At 70.7% G+C, this 17,385-nt stretch carries 18 protein-coding genes; 9 read left to right on the forward strand and 9 right to left on the reverse strand.

The window, feature by feature from the left end:
• Positions 1-3: 3 nt before the first annotated feature.
• On the reverse strand, positions 4-948 hold the full coding sequence (locus AB0J64_RS25520; RefSeq protein ID WP_364031433.1) for an RNA polymerase sigma-70 factor: 945 nt from the start codon (positions 946-948) through the stop codon (positions 4-6).
• Positions 949-1,325: 377 nt separating this feature from the next.
• On the opposite strand from AB0J64_RS25520, the gene AB0J64_RS25525 reads away from it, so the two are divergent.
• Positions 1,326-4,970: a BTAD domain-containing putative transcriptional regulator gene (locus AB0J64_RS25525; protein ID WP_364031527.1), complete on the forward strand. Its 3,645-nt coding sequence runs from the start codon at positions 1,326-1,328 to the stop codon at positions 4,968-4,970.
• Here AB0J64_RS25525 and AB0J64_RS25530 read toward each other — a convergent pair.
• Complete coding sequence (locus AB0J64_RS25530; protein WP_364031436.1) at positions 4,921-5,427, reverse strand: helix-turn-helix transcriptional regulator; 507 nt, start codon at positions 5,425-5,427, stop codon at positions 4,921-4,923. The genes AB0J64_RS25525 and AB0J64_RS25530 overlap by 50 nt on opposite strands.
• A 305-nt stretch (positions 5,428-5,732) precedes the next feature.
• On the opposite strand from AB0J64_RS25530, the gene AB0J64_RS25535 reads away from it, so the two are divergent.
• Both AB0J64_RS25535 and AB0J64_RS25540 read left to right on the forward strand, forming a co-directional pair.
• Positions 5,733-6,377: an MFS transporter gene (locus tag AB0J64_RS25535; protein WP_364031439.1), complete on the forward strand. Its 645-nt coding sequence runs from the start codon at positions 5,733-5,735 to the stop codon at positions 6,375-6,377.
• 41 nt (positions 6,378-6,418) lie between these two features.
• The gene (locus tag AB0J64_RS25540; protein WP_364031442.1) at positions 6,419-6,841 is read left to right on the forward strand and encodes a hypothetical protein; all 423 of its coding nucleotides are present in this window, start codon (positions 6,419-6,421) and stop codon (positions 6,839-6,841) included.
• 51 nt (positions 6,842-6,892) lie between these two features.
• Here AB0J64_RS25540 and AB0J64_RS25545 read toward each other — a convergent pair whose 3' ends face one another.
• From AB0J64_RS25545 to AB0J64_RS25560, 4 genes are all read right to left on the reverse strand, one after another.
• Positions 6,893-7,273 carry a hypothetical protein gene (locus AB0J64_RS25545; protein WP_364031445.1) on the reverse strand — a complete coding sequence of 127 codons (381 nt, stop codon included), beginning with the start codon at positions 7,271-7,273 and terminating at the stop codon, positions 6,893-6,895.
• Between the two features lie 262 nt (positions 7,274-7,535).
• Positions 7,536-7,922 (reverse strand): hypothetical protein, encoded by a 387-nt coding sequence (locus tag AB0J64_RS25550; protein ID WP_364031448.1) that lies wholly within the window; start codon positions 7,920-7,922, stop codon positions 7,536-7,538.
• Positions 7,919-8,962 (reverse strand): CU044_5270 family protein, encoded by a 1,044-nt coding sequence (locus AB0J64_RS25555; RefSeq protein WP_364031451.1) that lies wholly within the window; start codon positions 8,960-8,962, stop codon positions 7,919-7,921. The genes AB0J64_RS25550 and AB0J64_RS25555 overlap by 4 nt, the downstream gene beginning before the upstream one ends.
• Positions 8,963-8,964: 2 nt before the next feature.
• Positions 8,965-9,474, reverse strand: coding sequence for an RNA polymerase sigma factor (locus AB0J64_RS25560; RefSeq protein ID WP_364031454.1), 510 nt, complete (start codon positions 9,472-9,474; stop codon positions 8,965-8,967).
• 440 nt (positions 9,475-9,914) lie between these two features.
• On the opposite strand from AB0J64_RS25560, the gene AB0J64_RS25565 reads away from it, so the two are divergent.
• From AB0J64_RS25565 to AB0J64_RS25580, 4 genes are read left to right on the forward strand one after another with little or no spacing between them, the layout of a single operon-like run.
• Positions 9,915-10,289 (forward strand): roadblock/LC7 domain-containing protein, encoded by a 375-nt coding sequence (locus AB0J64_RS25565; RefSeq protein ID WP_364031457.1) that lies wholly within the window; start codon positions 9,915-9,917, stop codon positions 10,287-10,289.
• A gap of 3 nt (positions 10,290-10,292) precedes the next feature.
• Positions 10,293-11,153 carry a hypothetical protein gene (locus tag AB0J64_RS25570; RefSeq protein ID WP_364031459.1) on the forward strand — a complete coding sequence of 287 codons (861 nt, stop codon included), beginning with the start codon at positions 10,293-10,295 and terminating at the stop codon, positions 11,151-11,153.
• Between the two features lie 29 nt (positions 11,154-11,182).
• Positions 11,183-11,572, forward strand: a complete 390-nt coding sequence (locus AB0J64_RS25575) for a roadblock/LC7 domain-containing protein (protein WP_364031462.1) — start codon at positions 11,183-11,185, stop codon at positions 11,570-11,572.
• Positions 11,573-11,586: 14 nt separating this feature from the next.
• Positions 11,587-11,958 carry a hypothetical protein gene (locus tag AB0J64_RS25580; RefSeq protein WP_364031465.1) on the forward strand — a complete coding sequence of 124 codons (372 nt, stop codon included), beginning with the start codon at positions 11,587-11,589 and terminating at the stop codon, positions 11,956-11,958.
• Between the two features lie 65 nt (positions 11,959-12,023).
• On the opposite strand, the gene AB0J64_RS25585 is transcribed toward AB0J64_RS25580, so the two are convergent.
• Complete coding sequence (locus tag AB0J64_RS25585) at positions 12,024-13,577, reverse strand: alpha/beta fold hydrolase (RefSeq protein ID WP_364031468.1); 1,554 nt, start codon at positions 13,575-13,577, stop codon at positions 12,024-12,026.
• A gap of 42 nt (positions 13,578-13,619) precedes the next feature.
• On the opposite strand from AB0J64_RS25585, the gene AB0J64_RS25590 reads away from it, so the two are divergent.
• Positions 13,620-13,787: a hypothetical protein gene (locus AB0J64_RS25590; RefSeq protein WP_364031471.1), complete on the forward strand. Its 168-nt coding sequence runs from the start codon at positions 13,620-13,622 to the stop codon at positions 13,785-13,787.
• Positions 13,788-13,835: 48 nt separating this feature from the next.
• On the opposite strand, the gene AB0J64_RS25595 is transcribed toward AB0J64_RS25590, so the two are convergent.
• On the reverse strand, positions 13,836-14,810 hold the full coding sequence (locus tag AB0J64_RS25595) for a hypothetical protein (protein ID WP_364031474.1): 975 nt from the start codon (positions 14,808-14,810) through the stop codon (positions 13,836-13,838).
• A 250-nt stretch (positions 14,811-15,060) separates the two neighbouring features.
• A complete protein-coding gene (locus tag AB0J64_RS25600) occupies positions 15,061-15,996 on the reverse strand; it encodes a LysR family transcriptional regulator (protein ID WP_364031477.1) in 936 nt (311 codons plus the stop codon).
• Positions 15,997-16,130: 134 nt separating this feature from the next.
• Here AB0J64_RS25600 and AB0J64_RS25605 point away from each other — a divergent pair, with 134 nt between their 5' ends.
• Positions 16,131-17,375, forward strand: coding sequence for an MFS transporter (locus tag AB0J64_RS25605; protein WP_364031480.1), 1,245 nt, complete (start codon positions 16,131-16,133; stop codon positions 17,373-17,375).
• Positions 17,376-17,385: the final 10 nt, after the last annotated feature.

The following is a 17,385-nucleotide window of genomic DNA, read 5'->3' on the forward strand; positions in this document are numbered from 1 at the left end:
CGATCAGAAGATCTCGAACAGGGGCTCCCCGTGATCGACTGCCGCCCAGAGAGCGGTCGCGCGTTCGAGCTTGTCGGGGTTGACCTGGTTGCGGAACGCGGCGAGGCCCTCGGCGGTGACCTCCAGGCACATGACGCCAACGACCTGGCCGTCCACGACGGCCACGACGGCGGGGTCGCCGTTGGCGGTCCAGGCGTAGACCTCGATCGTGCCGCCGAACATGGTGCGCTTGGCCTCGCCTGGTTTGAGCAGCCCCCGCAGGAACTTCGCGACCGCGACGGCGCCCTCGAACGCCTTGGCGCGGGCCGGGACCTTTCCGCCGCCGTCGCCGATCGAGATGGCGTCCTTGGTGAGCAGGCGTACGAGCGGCTCGGTCTGGCCGCTGGTGGCGGCCGCCAGGAACTCCTCGACGATCCGCCGGGCGGCGGCCTCGTCGATCTCGGTGCGGACCTTGCCGTCCGCGACGTGCTTCTTGGCGCGGTGGAAGATCTGCTGGCTGGCGGCCTCGCTGATGTCGAGGATCTCGGCGATCTCCCGGTGCGGGTAGTCGAAGGCCTCCCGCAGCACGTACACCGCCCGCTCGTTGGGGGCGAGGCGCTCCATGAGGGTGAGGACCGCGTACGAGACCGATTCGCGCTGCTCGGCGGTGTCGGCCGGGCCGAGCATCGGGTCCCCGGCGAGCAGCGGCTCGGGAAGCCATCGGCCCACGTAGGTCTCGCGGCGCGCCCGCGCGGAGGTGAGCTCGTTGAGGCAGAGGTTGGTGAGAACCTTCGTCAGCCAGGCCTCGGGGACCTCGATGCGGTCGACGTCGGCGGACTGCCAGCGCAGGAACGTCTCCTGCACCGCGTCCTCGGCCTCCACGGCGGAGCCGAGGAGGCGGTAGGCGATGGCCTCCAGGCGCGGCCTGGACGCCTCGAACCGGTCGACGTCGTTCGCGGTCAACGGCATGGCCCGATGCTAGCCCGAGCGGCGGCGACGGCGACCACGGAGTGCCACCGGTCGCACCACCATCTCCTATAACAGATATTTTTTCTCCACCCTGGCACCTGATCTGTCAACGAACATCGGTATTTCCACCAATGGCAGGCGTTGACGTGACAGATGGAGAAGAATAATTTCTCCATGGAGCGGGGCTTACGGGGAGCGGCGGCGGAGGCGGAAAGCTGAAGGAGTCGGCGGAGGAGGAGCTGGCGCGGCTGCGGCGGGAGAAGGCCGAGCTGGTCGAGCAGCACGCCAAGGAGAAGGCCGCCTGGGAGAAGGCACGCGCGGAGCCGGATGACGAATCCGGCATCGGTGCGGGTGGACCGACCACGTTCGGCGAGACGCTGCGCGTCCACCGGCGCCGCGCGGGACTGACCCAGCAGCAGCTCAGTCGGCGGGCCGGCGTGAGCGTGCGTGCGGTGCGGGACATCGAGCAGGGGCGCGTGCGGCATCCCCGGTCGGAGTCGGCGCGGCGGCTGGCGGCCGCGGTCGGCCTGGCCGGGGGCGAGGCGGCGACTGCCGCCGCCCGCGCGGAAGGCACACCCGCCGCACCGTCGATGGATGGCGGGTCCGGGGCTGACGGACGATTGAGCGTCGGGGTGCTGGGGCCGCTGACGGTACACCACGGCTCCCGGACGGTGACCGGGCCGCTCATGCAGCGCAGCCTGCTCGGACTGCTGGCCCTCCAGCCCGGCCAGCCGGTGGGGTTCGACGAGATCATCGACACGCTCTGGGGTGAAGACCCGCCGCCGACCTGCCGCAACCTGGTCCGTTCCTATGTCGCGCGGCTGCGCGCGCTGCTGCGGCCGGCCCGAGCCGGGAGCGCGTCCGCCCAGGTGCTGGTCAGCGCCGGCAGGAGCGGAGGGTACGTGTTCACCGTCGGCGACGGCGAGCTGGACCTGCTGCGCTTCGACGCCCTGACAGCCCAGGCGCACAAGGTGCGGGACACCGATCCCCGAGCGGCTCTGGAACTGCTGACCCAAGCGCTTGGGTGCTGGCGCGGCGCGGCGCTGGCCGACCTGCCCCGGGTGCGGCAGCACCCGGCCGCGACGGCGGTCACCCAGCGGCGGGTTGCGGCGGCCCTGGAGTTCGCCGACCTGGCCCTCCGGCTGGGTGCGCACCGGCAGGCCGCCGAGCGGTTACGCGCGCTGGTGGCGGTGGAGCCGCTGCACGAAGGGCTGCACGCACGGTTGATGCTGGCATTGGCCGGTTCCGGCGAGCAGGCGGCCGCGCTGGAGCTGTTCACCCGGTTCCGCGACCTGCTGGTGCGGGAGCTCGGGGTGGAGCCCGGCGCGGAGCTGCGGGACGCGCAGGCGCGGGTGCTTCAGGGCGACCTTGCCCCTATCCGGCCGCCAGACCGTACGACCGCCTCAGGCACGACCGCCGCGAGCACGGCCACCGCGAGTACGGCCGCCGCAGGCACCGCCGCCGCGAGCGTGAACGGCCAGTGGCGGCCGGCGCAGCTCCCGGCGGACGTGCTCGGATTCACCGGCCGCGCCGAGCTTCTGGAGCGACTGGACGCGCTCCTGGAGGCGGGCGAAGGCGACGATGCGGGCACGACCCTGGTGCTGACCGCGATCGCGGGAGCTGCCGGAGTGGGCAAGACCGCGCTGGCGACTCACTGGGCCCACCGCGTGGCAGTACTGTTCCCCGACGGCCAGCTGTACATCAACCTCCAGGGATACGCGCAGCACCCGCCGCTCTCTTCGCTGCAGGCGCTGGGTGGGCTGCTGCGGGCGTTCGGGGTCGCACCCGAGCAGATCCCCACCGAGACCGAGCAGGCCGCCGCTCTGTACCGGTCGCTGCTCGCGGACAAGCGGGTGCTGGTGGTGCTGGACAACACCCGCGATGCCGAGCAGGTCCGCCCGCTGCTGCCCGGCAGCCCCGGGTGCGTGGTGGTGATCACGAGCCGGGATCGGCTCACCGGGCTGGTCGCCACCCACGGCGCCCACTGCGTGACTCTGGATCTGTTCAGCCCGGAGGAGGCGGTGGCGCTCCTCGTTCGGCTGCTGGGTGCCGAGCGGGTGGCCGCCGAGCCGGCAGCGGCTCACGAGCTGGCCAGGCTGTGCGGCTTCCTGCCGCTGGCGCTGCGGATCGCCGCGGCCAACCTCACCAGCCGCCCCGAGAAGTCGATCGCGGCGTACCTGGCGGAGCTGCGGGCCGGGGACCGGCTGGGCGGGCTGGCCGTGGCCGGCGACCCGCAGGCCGCGGTGCGGATCGCCTTCGACCACTCCTACGACCGCCTGCCGCCGGAGAGCCGACGGTTGTTCCGGCTGCTGGGGCTGGTGCCGGGGCCGCAGGTGAGCGTGCCGGGGGCTGCGGCGCTGGCGGGGGTCGCGGTGGAGGTCGCGGGCCGGCTGCTCGACGAACTGGCGGACGCCCATCTGGTCGAACCCCGCGGTCATGGCCGGTACGGCCTGCACGACCTCCTGGGGCTGTACGCGCGCCGGCGCGCTCAGCAGCACGACGGCCAGGCGCACTGCGAAGCGGCCCTGGAGCGGCTGCTGGACTGGTACCTCCACAGCATCGACGCCGCCGCCGAACTGCTGTACCCGGAGGAGGTGCGCCTGCCGCCCCTCCCATCGGCGGCCGGTACCTCCTCACCGACAGCGTTCATCGACCATTCCCAGGCGGCGGCGTGGCTGGAGGTCGAGCTCGCCAACCTGGTGGCCGCCACCCAGTACGCCGCCGACCACGGCCCCCACCCGGCCGCCTGGCGGCTCGCCGACGCCTTGCGCGGCTACTTCTGGCAGCGGCGTCCCATGGTGGAGTGGCTGCTGGTGGCGCAGGCCGGGCTGGACGCCGCCACCGTCGCCGGAGATGTACGCGCCCAGGCCCTCAGCCACCTCAGCCTCGGCCAGGCCAACCGAGCCGCCAGCCGCTCCCAGCCGGCCCGCCGGCATATCGCCACCGCGCTCACCCTGGCCCGCCAGGCCGGCTGGACCGACGGCCAGGCCGCCGCCCTGTTCTGCCAGGCGAACGTGGCCATGATGGCGGGCGACCTCCATCAGTCCGCCGACGACCTGGCCCAGGCGGTGGAGTTGTACCGCCGGAGCGGCTGGCTGGGCGGGGAGGCCGAGTGCCTGTTCGACCTCGGCCTGACGGAGCGAGTCCTGGGCCGGTTGCACGAGGCCGCCCAGCACCAGACCCAGGCGCTCGCGCTGTACCGGCGGCTCGATTCACACATCGGGGTGACGAGCACGCTGGGCGCCTTGGGCGAGATCGACCACGACCTGGGCCGGCTGGAGACCGCCCGTCGGCGCCTCACCAGCGCCATGCGGCTCTACCAGGAACTGGGCCTCCGGTTCGGCCACGGCTACTTCCTGCGCTGCCTTGCCGCGCTGGACCGCGATGCCGGCCGCACGAAGGAGGCGCTGGCCCAGGCGCAGGACGCGCTGCGGCTGGCCGGCGAGATCGGCGACCGGTTCACCGAGGCCAGGGTCCGGATCGTCCTGGCCGGCATCCACCTGCGGCTCGGCAGCGCCCAGGACGCCGGTGACCACTACCGGCAGGCACTCATGCTGGCGCAGCAGATCCCCAGCCCCGTGTTCGAGGCCGACGCGCAACTGGGGCTGGCCGACGTCTGCCTCACCCTCGACCAGCCCCACCAGGCCCTCCAGCGCGCCCACCGTGCGCTGGGCAGCGCCGCCATGGCCGACATGCGCATCCTGGAGGGCCACGCCCACACCACGCTGGCCACCGCCTACGACCGGCTCGGCCGCCATCACCAAGCGCTCATGCACGCCCGACAGGCCCTGAAGCTGCACCGGCAGACCGGCCATCGCCTCGGGGTCGCCCGCGCCCTGCAGGTGCTGGGCTGTGTGCTCCGCGACGCCGGCGCTCCCGAGAGAGCCGCACGCTGCTGGCAGGAGGCCCTGGAGCTGTTCACCGACATCGGCAGCCCGGGGGCGGACGAGGTCCGCGCCCTGCTCGCCGACCTCACGGGCGTTGACCACACGCACCCACGGGCCGCGCTGTCCCAGCGCTGACATCATCCACCTGCGGAGCGAGGTCCGGCAGCTCCACTGACGGACGGGTATCTGCTTCCACGCGCTCGACTTCCAGGACGGCCAGCACCAGGATGCGCGTCCGCGCAGCCGATTCATGGCCGGCAGAACGCGTCGAGCCGGACGGGAGCCGCCGCCGTACGATCGTCGCGCGCGGCGGCGCGTCCCCGGCGGTTTCGGGCCCCCGAGGTTCTGGACGGGCGGGGATTCTGCTCGCGGCCGCGATCAGTCGCGTACGTTCCGCGGCGTCCAGGTTCAGCGCCTTCGCCAGCGCGGACAGGGAGTTGATTCGTGGGCGATGGGATGCTCCCTGTTCCAGGCGGCGGATGGTACGGACGTTCAGCTGAGCCCGGTGGGCCAGCTCGTCCTGGGTCAGCAGCGCTTGTTCGCGCCAGGTTCGTAGCAGCGTTCCCATGGGCGGTTCTTCGTCGGCCTTCATGGGTGCGGTTCCCTTCGAGGATGAGGTCCGGCGACGACGTCCGGCCGGCGCAGAAAGGGGTGATGGCCTGCGGCTTTGTGCCGCCTGTCGCAGGTTACTGCGGGGCGCTGGTCGGATCGGTGCAGGATTCGTGCATTGCCTGGCAGACGCGCAAACAGCGCCTGAGCTGCACCGGAGGTGGATTTCTGCCGCTCGCCGCAGCGGCGGAAGCGGCAGCTTGATATCCGGGCATCACCGGAGTGTCCGGAAAATGGCCGGTCGCTGCCCTGGATTTGTCCCGCCCGGTAGCCGACTCTCTTCACCACATGGAGAGCAGCCGCGGCGAAGGCCGCCCCCACGACCGCGTCACGTACGCGGACATCTTCGGCAGGCGGGAGTTCCGTGCGCTGTTCATCAGTCGTGCGCTGTCCACCATCGGCGATTACGTCGCGCGTGCGGCGCTGGTCATCACGGTCTTCGCCGAAACCGGGTCCACGGCTCTCATGGGCGTCACCTTCGCCCTGACCAGCCTGCCGGACCTCATCGGGGGCCCGGTGCTGGCCGGTCTGGCGGACCGGTTCCCTCGGCGAGCCGTCATGGTGGCCGCTGACCTCGGGCGAGCACTGCTCCTGCTGATCATGGCGATCCCCGGACTGCCGTTGGTCGCGCTCTGGGCGCTGCTTTTCGCGATCCGGCTGCTGGACCAACCGTTCAGCAGTGCCTACATCTCCACCATGTCCGTGGTGCTTCCGGGGATGCGGCTCGTGAAAGGGTCCGCGGTCACGCAACTGGTCAACCACGTGGCCTACACGGTCGGATACGGCCTTGGGGGCGTGATCAGCGCGCTTACCGGACTGTCCGTGGTCCTGGTGTTCAACGCCACCACCTTCGTCCTGTCCGGCCTCGCGAGACGCTCGCGGCGCCCTACGCGGCGCAGATCGGCCACGGGACGGCCACCGGCGGCCTGTTGATGGCTGCCGGTCCCGCCGGCATCGTCATCGGACTCTGGATCTTGCCCCTGCTGATCCCCGACCAACGCACGCCGCACGTCGTGGTTCTCTCCATCATCAGCTGCGCTCCGCTGGCCCTGTTCATCGCCGTGCCCGGGGCGGTGGTTGCGGCTCTGCTGATCGTGCTGTCCGGAATCGCTCTGTACTACTGGATCCCGCTCGCCGCCGAGTTCACGCAGACCGTCCCTGACGACATGCGCGGACAGGCCGTGGGACTGCTCACGACGACGATGCGGGTCACCCAGGGCGCCGCCATTCTGATGTTCGGCCTCGCCGCCCAGAACGCGATGTCGTCCACGGTGATCGCGGCCTCCGGGGCGATCGGAACGGTCATGGTGACCGTCCTTTCCATGGCATGGGTACGGGCGAGCAGGCCCGCGGCAGCACGGCGGAGCACCCCGCCCCATGGCGACGCGGTCCGGTAAGGGACGGGGACCCGCGTACGGCTCAGGCGGCCGTACGCGGGGACGTCGGAGTCAGCGGTTGATGCGGTAGTACACGGTGCACACGAAACGCGTCCCACCCGCCGGGGAACCCGCACAGGCCGAGTAGCTCTCCGGCGGATGGACCACGACCGACGAGGTGTCGAGCTTCGTGCCTCTGTTCGGCTGCAGCACGTTCTGCGCTCGCGTGATGCCCTGGTACAGGTCGAGTCTGGCCATCTCCCCCGGCCTCAGGTTCAGCCCCTGCGCGTGGACGGCACCTGTCTGGTTGTTGCGCCAGAGCTTGGCCGTGACACCGCCCTTGCTGTTCTGGGCCAGCAAGGTGTAGGTCGCGGCGCTGGCGCTGGGCGCCGTGACCGTGAGAAGGACCGCCGCTGTGGCGACGCTCGTGAGCCCTGCCATCAGAGATTTCATGAAACTCTCTCCTAAAATGGGATTACGTCAGGCATGACATTCGCGACCGGCCATTCAAAATCGCCTCCGCCCGATAGGGCATGTCCTATGCACAGCCCCGCAGCAGTCTTCACAGAACCGGTCAAGAATGAAAGGCCATGAGCAGGGCATACGCCGGACATTGCCCGGCCATTTCAGCGTGCGACGGAAGGATGCTTCGACGCCGAAGGCACGGTCCCCTGGACCATCAGGGCCGCGGCGGCCAGGATGGCGCGAGCCTTGGTCATGGCCTTGCCTCCCGGAAGGTACGGAGCAGCATCAGCGCCGCGGCGTAGGCCCCGCCGTACCATGCGGGGAGCCAGCCGCCTCCGATCGCGGCGACGGCGAGGCTGATCGCCGAGACCGCGGCGAGCAGTAGCGCGGCGGCGGTTCGCTCCCGCGCCACGTGGGCTGCCACCCCGGCCGCCCCCAAGACGCCAGAGGCGGCGAGGAGATCCGCCACCAGCCACGCGTCGAGCAGTCCCGCCCGCGCCAGCAGGTCGAGCAGCGGCGGCGGGAGCCACGGCGTCCAGATCCAGCCGGGCCCGTCAGCCAGATTGGCGGCCGAGGGGACCGCCAGCAGGAGCAACGCCCCAGCCGACGACCACCCGCGCCGGCGGCCGGCGCTCAAGGCCTTACCCCAGGCCGATCGGTGACCCCGATGTCCAGACGGACAGCGAGCGTCATGATCGTTCCCTTCTTGATCGTGTGGGAGGGGGCCATGTTGCTGATCTTCTGGCCCTCTTCCACGCGGACGCCCGGCTCCGGAGTGGTGTGGTCGGCGCTGGCGATCGCGCGCTCGCCCAGGTAGGTGTAGGTGGAGCGGTCGAGCAGGAGCTCATGGCTCACCCAGCCGTCTTCGACCCGGGCCACCGCCACCGCCGGACGCCCGTCGACGTCGACCGCGTCGGGGTTCACCGTCACCCCAGGGATCTTGGCCATGGCCCGGTAGACGGCCGCTTCCTGCGCCGGAGGCACCAGGTTCTGGGCGAGCATCGAGCCGAGCAACCGGTAGGCCGTGATCTGCCGGTCCTCCTCGAACTTCTGGAGATCGCCCATATTCGCGTACATCCACGCCAGCAGCGCGTCGGGATCCGTGGGGAGCGCGGCCACCGTGGCATAGTCCACGGGAGGCATGCCACCGCCGGTAGCCGAGCGAACCAGTTTGCCGTCCTCGAAGAGGGCCACCTCTTTGCCGTCGGCCCGGGTCCATGCCCGGTCCACCCTGGTCTCCAGCGGCGTTCGCGGGGTCTGCACCTCGCCCGGGGCAGCCTGCCTCACACCCTGCACGCGCGTTTCGATGTAGACCCACTGGTCAGGCCGGGGGGCGGTGAACGCGCGGCTCCCGGCGGCCTCGGCCGCCCGGCCGAGCAGCACCTGCGCGTTGGCGGCCGGCACCGCCATTCCCGGCACGATCGAGCGCGGCGCCTCGACTCCCGTGGGGTCGACCACCAGCGCGACCGCCGAGATCACGGCAGCGAGCATGCCGATCGTGACGGCCCGCCGGCCCGCTCTGGGCAGGCGAACGCGACGGATCCGCCGAGGCGCGGTCGCCGCGGCCCGTTGGAGGAGCGCGTCCCTGGCGGCGGCACGGGCGTCGGGAGATGGCGGGGCGGGCTGTGGCCATGCCTGGCGGAGCGCCTCCAGATCGGCCTGCGAGTAGTCGTTCATGATCAACGCTCCTTCCTGGTGGGCGCCGCATCCAGGACGGCACGGATCTTCGTACGGGCACGGTGCAACCGCGAGCGAACCGTGCCCGCCGGCACGCCGAGCGCCCTGCCGACCTCGTCGGAGGTCAGCTCGGCCCAGGCGACCAGCAGCAGCACGTCCCGGTCCCCGGCCGGCAACTCAGCCAGCGCGGCGGCCAGCCGGCCGCGCGCGGCGAAGGCATCGAGCGAGTCCGCGACCCGCTCCGCGTGGTCCTCACCGACCTCACTCACATCCGTCCTGGCCAGCGCCCGGTACTGCCGGATCTCGGTCCGGTGGTGGCGAGAGATCAAGTTCGAGGCGATCCCGTACAGCCAGGGCCGTGCGTCCGGCCGGGACAGGTCATAGGTGTCACGCCGGTCGAACGCGATCAGGAACGTCTCAGCGGCGATGTCATCGGCCAGCGGGCGCGACAGCCGACGCTCGGCGTAGCCGTGAATGGACGAGTAGTGGCGTTGAACAGCGTGGCGAAGCACTCCGGCTGTCGTAAGGAGCGTTCGATGAGCGCGGCGTCAGTCGCCTGTTGGGTCACCTGGGTCATGTCACGGCTCTCGCCGTCGCTCTGGGTGCCATCGGCCGCCTTCTCTTGCGGGGATCCATCGTTCCCTATTCACCGATCGCCCCAAGGGTGTTCACAGCCGAGCCGTGGGCGCAGGACGGCGTGAAGGTCACCGGCTCGGCCGGGTGTCGCGGGATCAGCCCACGGCGTGGATCCGGATGACGGTCTGCGTGACGCGCGCGCCGCCGCATCCATCCAAAGTCACGAAAATTATTCATAAATAGGATAGCAATGCGTATTGGAGTGGTTTTCCTGCTCCCTGGGCGCATAAAAAACAAAGCTCGACTGCTATAGCCAGCTTCAGCGCCATTTATTACCCCTACGCTGTCTCCGTTCCACTGACGGCGAGGAGGTCACGTGCTCGGAATCGACACCTGCCTGGCTGAGGTCATGTCCATACCGGGAGCGCTGGAGGCCATGCTGGTCGACCACACCAGCGGCATGGCGGTGGCCTGCAGCAGCACCTCGGTCGTGGACGCCGAGCGGTCGGCCGCCGCGCTGACGGAGGCGCTGCGGGCCACGACCGACGGCCTTGCCCGCACGTGCCCGGGCGAGGTCGTACGCATCGATGACATGCTCGTCACCACCGACAAGGGTCACCACCTGTTCAGGCCGCTGGAGACGGTCTTCGAGGGGCCGCTTGTCATCTACGTACATCTTGACCTGGAACGATCTAACCTCGCCCTCGCCCGGCATCGTCTGCGGTCCATCTCCAGCCAGCTGACGACGTGAACCATGACCAGGCTCGACGCACTCCTTGCCGGGCTGGCCCGCGAGCGCTCCACGGGCGCGCTGCGGCTCGGCAGGAACGGCACGATCTTCCTGTCTGACGGGCGCGTGACGTACATGGAGTATGCGCAGACCCCGAACGCCGAGCGCCTGCTCACCGCCAGGGGCCGGATGACGGAGGCGGTGCTGCGCGGGTTCCGGGCGGACGGCGGCTGCGAGCGACTCCTCGCGGAGGGGGCCGTCACACCCGGCGAACTGCAGTACGCGGTGCTGGCCGTGGTCCTGGACGCGGCCTTCTTCCTGCTCCCGATCAGCGGGACACGCCCCAAGTTCCGCCCCGGGGAGCAGCACTGGCTCGGGGGGCAGTGGTTCTTCGACGTGCCGGAGCTCGTGCGCGAGTGCGAGCGGCGGCGCGCGCATCTCGCCGAGATCTGGCCGTACGCGGACGTCGACGCCCTGCCGGTGCGACCGGTGGCGTGGCTGCCGGGCCACGGGGTGACGCTGAGCCGGGTGCAATGGGAAGTGATCATCGGGGCCGACCACAAGTCCACGCCCTTGGAGCTGGCCAATCAGATCGGCCGATCGGGCTACTCGGTCCTGCTGGCCGTCAGGCGGCTGGCGGCCGCGGGTCTGCTCGACCCGCCTGAAGCGGACCACGCCGCACCGGCCGTGAAGCGCCCCGAGCCGACCGGGACGGACGAAGAACCCAGGGCCGGACAGCTGCCGAGGCGGGCGCGCCACCCCTACGCGAGGCCGCCACACGATCCCGAAGCGCCGGCCCAGCCGGTCGGACCGCCCACCACGGGAGATCCGACCGATCTGGCGCTGCTGATGCGGCTGAAGAAGGCACTGGAGGAGCTGCCGTGAGGTTCCCCGGACTCAGGAGGAGGCCGCCCGTGGAGCTGCAGAAACCGATTCTGGAGGAAATGGCGCTCCTGCGTGAGCGCACGCCGGACGTGAACGGGAGCGTCGCCTGCACCGTGGACGGCCTGCAGGTCGCCTGCGACCTCGAAGGAGACCGCGGCGAGCAGGCCGCGGCGCTGTCCGCGGCGCTCCTCGCGATGAGCAGGCGGATGCTGACCATGACCGGCCAAGGGGCGTTCGAGGAGACCCTCATCTCGGGCACCGCCGGCTTCGTGGCGTTCTATGCCGCCGGCCCCACCATCGTCCTCACAGTCCTGGCCGGCCCCGGCGCGAACGTCGGGCTGCTGCGACTGGAGGGCAGGAAGACGGCTGCCGCAGTGGCCGCCGTCGCAGCACGTCAACACCGAACCAGCCCCTGGTAGAAAGCGAGGAAGCAATGGCCAGCATGGACGTCTCCCTCAAGGAGATGATGACGATCGACGGCGCGGTCGGAGCGGCGATCGTCGATCACGGCAGCGGCATGGCGCTGGGCACGCTCGGCGGCTCCAAGGACCTGGACCTCCAAGTCGCCGCCGCCGGCAACACCGAGGTGGTCAAGGCAAAGCTCCGCACGATGGACTCGCTCGGCCTCAAGGACAGCATCGAGGACATCCTCATCACGCTGGGCGGCCAGTACCACATCATCCGGCCGATCACGGGGCGTGGGGGCAAGGGGCTCTTCCTCTACCTGGCCCTCGACCGTGCGCGCGGCAACCTGGCGATGGCCCGGCACCAACTCCGGATCATCGAGGAGAAGCTGGAGGTCTGATCCAGCCAATCGTGGGTGGCCCGCACCCCTTCGGGTGCGGGCCACCTGTCAGCTGGGGATGCCGCTCAGCTCGGGATGCCGATGCCCGCGCAGCCTCTGTCGATCCGGCCCGTCTCGAAGTACCGCACCACGTCGGCGGCGCACTCGGGCACCCGGGTGGTCGACACGTGCACGTCGTCGGCGACCGTGTAGACGGTGCCGCCGATGGCGCGCCGCGTCTGCAGCGTCCAGTCGTAGACGGACATGAACTCGTACAGGTGCCCCGCCAGCACCAGTGACCCGCTGCTCCGCTTCAACGTGGCCTGCTGCACCGGCAGCGGCCAGCCGGCACACATGACCCCCACCCCCCAGGACCGCCCGGTCGCCGGATGACGCTTCACGAGCTGCTGGTAGTCACGCCAGGCGGCGTCGAGACCGGCCCGGCTGCTGTCCTCGTTGCACGCGACCGCCAAGTTCATGGTCATGTTCAGCATTTCGGGCGCGCCGGGCACGGGCGTCCCCATCATCGGAGCGCCGAGCAGCTCCTTGACGGTGGGCGGGGCGGTGGTGCCCGTCGCCGTCCGCAGTTCGGCCAGCGCCTTGCCCGCGCGTACCCACTCGGTCGAGTTGCGCCTGGCCAGGTCGGCGACGGCCGCGCCGTCGATGGGCCGCTGCACGTCGGTGTAGGTCTTGGGGCTCTTGTCGTACGCGCGGACCAGCTTCGCCACCTCCTCGCGCACCCGCCTGGCGGTGGCACCGAGACCGTAAGTCTCATCGCGGCGGGCCAGCCAGGCGGCCATGCGCCCGAAATTACGCTCGGCCGCCTCCGCGCTGTCCTTCATGTGCTCGTCGAGACGGGTCCACGGCGGCGCCGTGCTGTCCAGGAAGGCCCGTCCGGTGTGCTCGGGGAACAGACTGCGGTACACCATGCCCAGGTAGGTGCCCCAGGAGAAGCCGAGCAGGTTGAGCGTGCGCTCACCCAGGGCGGTCCGCACCAGGTCCAGGTCCTTGGCCACGCTCTCGGTGGTGAGCTGTCCGAGGAAGGCGGGGTCGGAGCCTCCGCACTTCTGGTTGGCGGCGACCTGGGCGTCGTACATCTTCCTGGCCGCCTCCTTGGTCAGCGTGCCCGGCTCCTCCGGACCTCCTGGCGTGATGGGGCAGGCGACCTTGGCGCTGTAGCCCACTCCGCGCGGGTCGAAGCCGATGATGTCGTATCGCTCGTTGAGCTTGGCCATCTCCTCGTTCCTGAGCGCGGCGCGCAGGATCGGGTCCAGGTATCCGCTGTTGCCCGGCCCTCCTGGCAGGACGGCGGTGGCGCCGAGCCGGTGGGCCTCGTCCGTGGCGGCCAGCCGCGTCACCGCGATGTCGATCTTCCGCCCGCCGGGGTCGCGGTGGTTCAGCGGAACGCTGACCGTCCCGCACTCCAGGCGTTTCATCAGGGTACGGAAGGCCGGAACCCGCTCCTCCGTCACGCCCAAGCTCCGGATCACCTCATCGGAGTAGGCCGGGCAGGATTTCCACTCCACGGACGAAACGCCGGAGCTCGGGCTGGGGTTCGCGGTGGCGCCCGCAGCGGAAGGATGCGCCGTCAGCCCCGCCAGCGCCAGCGCCAGTGTCGGCAGCCATGTTCGGTATGTCATACGGATCAGCTGTAGTGCAGCGGTGGTTTCCTCCCCGTTTCCATGAGGCGGCTCGAGGGCGAGACCTTGGGCGTCGGCCCTGACGCCGTCTCGCGAAGTCAGCAGACCCGGGCCAGGGCGTCCAGCAGGTGGCGGGCGGCGGTGGGCCCGTCCGTCGTCGGCGTCACGGCCCCCGCCGTGGCGCCGACGCAGGTCGCGGTCGCGCTGTAGCCCGGCCCGCGATCCTCCAGACGGCCGAGATCGCTCAGCCGCAGAGCGTCACAGCACCGCCATGCAGACGTATCCACACGAGATGGTGCTCGCCCCGCACTGCGCCTCATCGGGGATGTCGAGTTGCCCGTAGACGTTGTACGCCCACACGATGATCTTGCCGCTGGCGGTCAGCGCCATGCCGGCCACGTTCCCCGCGGAGATCGCGACAACATCGGACTGTGCCTCGTAGGGGACTTCCAGTTGTCCGTACTTGTTGTCGCCCCATGCGATCACGGCACCGTTCTTGAGGGCGAGGCTGAAACCGCCGCCCGCGGAGACGGCGGTGACACCGGACTGCGCTTCGGCGGGCACCGTCAGGTTCGCAGGAAGGTCGGGCCCCCACGTGATGACGCGGCCGTCCTCCCGCAGCGCAAGAGCATGGTGCCGTGCGGAAATCGCGACGATACCCTCCCTCGCCTCGTCAGGAACGGCGACGTATCCATTCCATTGGATGACGCCGCCGTCCTTGAGAAAGAGGCCGTACGAGTCTCCGCCGTTCGCGCCGGCGATTGCGGTGACACCGGATTTCGCCGCTTCGGGGAGAGACAACTGGCTGTCGTGGGTACCGCCCCAGACGATTACGCCACCGTCCCTGAGCGCAAAGGCATACCCGCCGGCTGTCGCGATCGCCGTGACATCTCTGGTCGCCGCAACAGGTACTCGGGACAACCTTTGCTGGTTGGGGTCCTGAAGGTTCAAGTTTCCCCAGATGCTCACCCGCCCGTCCTTGAGCATCAGGTTGTACAGGTTCGCGCAGGCCCCGGCAGAGACGGCGGTTACTCCCGACGACCCGGCCGCCGGCACTGCCGGGGCGCTGGCCGGACCCCACTGGATGATCTTGCCCTCGCCCTGCGCGCAGGCCTGCGGCTCGGAGCCTTCGGCTGTGATCGATTTCGTCCCTGCGTAGGCTGACACAGTGGACATTTGCGCAATCGTCCCGCCCAGCACGGCGGCCGGCACGCCGACACCGACCGTACGCATGAGCTGACGTCTACTGATCACAAAGCCTCCATGAGGTGGTCCGCCCCGTTACCGGGTTGCTCGATGCCTGCGGCATGCTACGAGACCGACCTTCCGTTCTCCTTCCGCTCCGATTCCGTACCGTCCGCCGTCGATCTCACTGGTGATCAGCGACGTGTGCGTGAAACAGCGCCGGGAAGTCGTCAGCGACCGCCTCGGGGAGTGATCCCGTCGCCGGGTCGGTCCGCGATGATCGCAGACGCGGCGGCGTTCAGCGCGGAAGCACCCAGCCCGGCGCCCAGGTCCCGGCGGCGTCGTGGCGGGCCGCTGTGGCGGCGAGGTGGGCGCGGAGAGTGGCCAGCGCCGGATGGGGATTGTCGCGGTGCCACAGGAGTGAGTGCGGGTAGACGGGCGTCGGGTCGGTCACCGGGATGCGGCGCAGGCCGTGGTCGGCGGGCCAGACCAGGCGGGTCTGCTCGCCCATGAAAGTGGCCAGGGCCGGGGTGTCGGCGATGGTGTCGAGGAGCGCGTCGGAGCCGAAGTTGGGGCCGGTCGCCTCGATGGTGAGGCCGAACTCGGCGACGAGATCGTCGTAGTAGGCGGCCCACTCGGTGCCGGGGACGATGCCGGGCATCCAGATCCGGTGCCCGGCGAGCTGAGCGACGGTCACCGACCGGGCGCCGGCCAGCGCGTGGGCGGGACCGGTGAGGAGCTGGAGCGCCTCGTCGAGCACCCGGACGGACTCGATGTCCTCGGGAAGGGGGCGGCCGGGCACGGCGACGGCGCGGAAGGACGCGTCGATCGCACCGGACCGAATGGCGGCGACGGCCGTCTCGACATCGAACAGCATCACCACGTCGAGCTCGATCTCGGGATGCGCGCGGTGGAAGCCGCGCATCAGGCCCGACGCCGCGCTGCGCGAGGCGATCATGTCGACGCGCAGCGGACGGCTGCCGGTGCGCACGGACGCGACCGCGCGCTCGGCGACGCGCAGCAGCTCGCGCGCGTGGGGCAGGAACGCCTGCCCGTCGATGGTGAGCTCGGCGCCGCGCGCGGTGCGGGTGAACAACCGCACGCCGAGGTTGCGCTCCAGCGCGGCGATGCGCTTGGAGACAGCCTGCTGGGTGACCGCCAGCTCGGCGGCGGCCTCCTGAAACTGCCCCGCGTCGGCGGCGACGACGAAGGTCCGTACGGTGTCGAGATCCATGCCGACACCCTACGGACACAACCGTTCGTTGTGGCTGACGGCCCTTCAGTTGTTTGATCCCCTGGTACGGCGCGCGCTTTGATGCTTTCGATCGCGGATCGGTTGTGCGAGCGAGTGGCGAGGGGGCATCGGGCATGAGGAGCGGGCACCGGTTGGGGCGGCAGTTCGGGTGGCTCTGGGGCGCGTACGGGACCAGCGCCCTGGGCACGTGGCTCGCCTTCGGCGCGTTCCCGCTGATCGCGGTCCAGGTGCTGCACGCCGGGCCGGTGGAGGTCGCGGCGTTGTCCTCCGTGGGAGCGGCGGTGGGTGCGGTCGTGGCGGTGCCGCTGGGCCCGTGGGTGGAGTTCCGCCGCAAGCGGCCGGTGCTGATCGGGACGGATCTGGCGCGGTTCGCGGCACTGCTGACGATCCCCGCCGCGTTCGCGCTCGGCGTGCTCACCTTCGTCCAACTCCTGCTGGTCTCGGTCGTCGTCGCGGCGGCCGACATCACCTTCCGCGCCGCCTCCGGCGCGTACCTGAAGACGCTGCTGCCGGCTGAGCACCTGCTCGTCGCCAATGCCCGCCTGGAGTCCACGACCTGGACGACCACGATCATCGGACCGCCGCTGGGCGGTGCCGCGATCGGCCTGCTCGGTCCGGTCGCGACGGTGGTGGCCGACGCGGTCAGCTACCTGCTGTCGGCCCTGGGCATCCGCGCGGCGGGCGGCCGGGAGCCGCGTCCCGAGCGCCGGGAGGCCACGCGCCTGCGCGCCGCGGACCTGCTCGATGGCTGGCGGTACATCCTTGCCGACGCGACGCTGCGCCCGCTGTTCTTCAACACCGCCTTGTTCAACGGGCTGCTGATGGCCGCCGACGCTTTGCTGGCCGTCCTGATGCTCGGCCAGCTCGGGTTCACCTCGTGGCAGTACGGCCTCGCCTTCGCCGTGCCCGCGATCGGCGGGCTGCTCGGTTCGCGGCTGGCCCGTCCGCTCGTCACCCTGTTCGGGCAGCACCGGGTCCTGGTCGTGTCCGGGACGCTGCGAGCGGTCTGGCCCGTCGGGCTGGCCTTCATAGGGCCGGGCACCGGAGGGCTGCTGCTGGTGATGGGCGTCGAACTCGGGCTCATCTTCTGCTGCGGCGTCTTCAACCCCGTCCAGGCCACCTATCGCTTGGAGCGCACCGCGAACGACCGGATCACCCGCACGCTGTCGGCCTGGTCGGTGACGACCAAGGCCTCGACCGCGCTTCTGACGGCCGCATGGGGCGTGCTCGGCGGTCTGTTCGGCCCGCGCACGGCTATCGGCCTGGCCGGCGTGCTCCTGCTGGCGACCCCGCTGCTGCTCCCCCGACGCGCCGCGGCGCCCCTCGCCGAGCCGGACTCAGCACCGAGCCGCGCCTGACGGCCCCCTC

The sequence above is a fragment of the Nonomuraea sp. NPDC049695 genome, from assembly GCF_040674955.1.
GTDB classification, from domain to species: Bacteria; Actinomycetota; Actinomycetes; order Streptosporangiales; family Streptosporangiaceae; genus Nonomuraea; species Nonomuraea helvata.

Bases quoted from the DNA above. Each gene is read 5' to 3' on its own strand.
- AB0J64_RS25520 (WP_364031433.1), bottom strand. From the start codon at position 948: ATGCCGTTGACCGCGAACGACGTCGACCGGTTCGAGGCGTCCAGGCCG.
- AB0J64_RS25530 (WP_364031436.1), bottom strand. From the start codon at position 5,427: ATGAAGGCCGACGAAGAACCGCCCATGGGAACGCTGCTACGAACCTGG.
- AB0J64_RS25535 (WP_364031439.1), top strand. From the start codon at position 5,733: ATGGAGAGCAGCCGCGGCGAAGGCCGCCCCCACGACCGCGTCACGTAC.
- AB0J64_RS25545 (WP_364031445.1), bottom strand. From the start codon at position 7,273: ATGAAATCTCTGATGGCAGGGCTCACGAGCGTCGCCACAGCGGCGGTC.
- AB0J64_RS25555 (WP_364031451.1), bottom strand. From the start codon at position 8,962: ATGAACGACTACTCGCAGGCCGATCTGGAGGCGCTCCGCCAGGCATGG.
- AB0J64_RS25570 (WP_364031459.1), top strand. From the start codon at position 10,293: ATGACCAGGCTCGACGCACTCCTTGCCGGGCTGGCCCGCGAGCGCTCC.
- AB0J64_RS25580 (WP_364031465.1), top strand. From the start codon at position 11,587: ATGGCCAGCATGGACGTCTCCCTCAAGGAGATGATGACGATCGACGGC.
- AB0J64_RS25585 (WP_364031468.1), bottom strand. From the start codon at position 13,577: ATGACATACCGAACATGGCTGCCGACACTGGCGCTGGCGCTGGCGGGG.
- AB0J64_RS25590 (WP_364031471.1), top strand. From the start codon at position 13,620: ATGAGGCGGCTCGAGGGCGAGACCTTGGGCGTCGGCCCTGACGCCGTC.
- AB0J64_RS25595 (WP_364031474.1), bottom strand. From the start codon at position 14,810: ATGCGTACGGTCGGTGTCGGCGTGCCGGCCGCCGTGCTGGGCGGGACG.
- AB0J64_RS25600 (WP_364031477.1), bottom strand. From the start codon at position 15,996: ATGGATCTCGACACCGTACGGACCTTCGTCGTCGCCGCCGACGCGGGG.
- AB0J64_RS25605 (WP_364031480.1), top strand. From the start codon at position 16,131: ATGAGGAGCGGGCACCGGTTGGGGCGGCAGTTCGGGTGGCTCTGGGGC.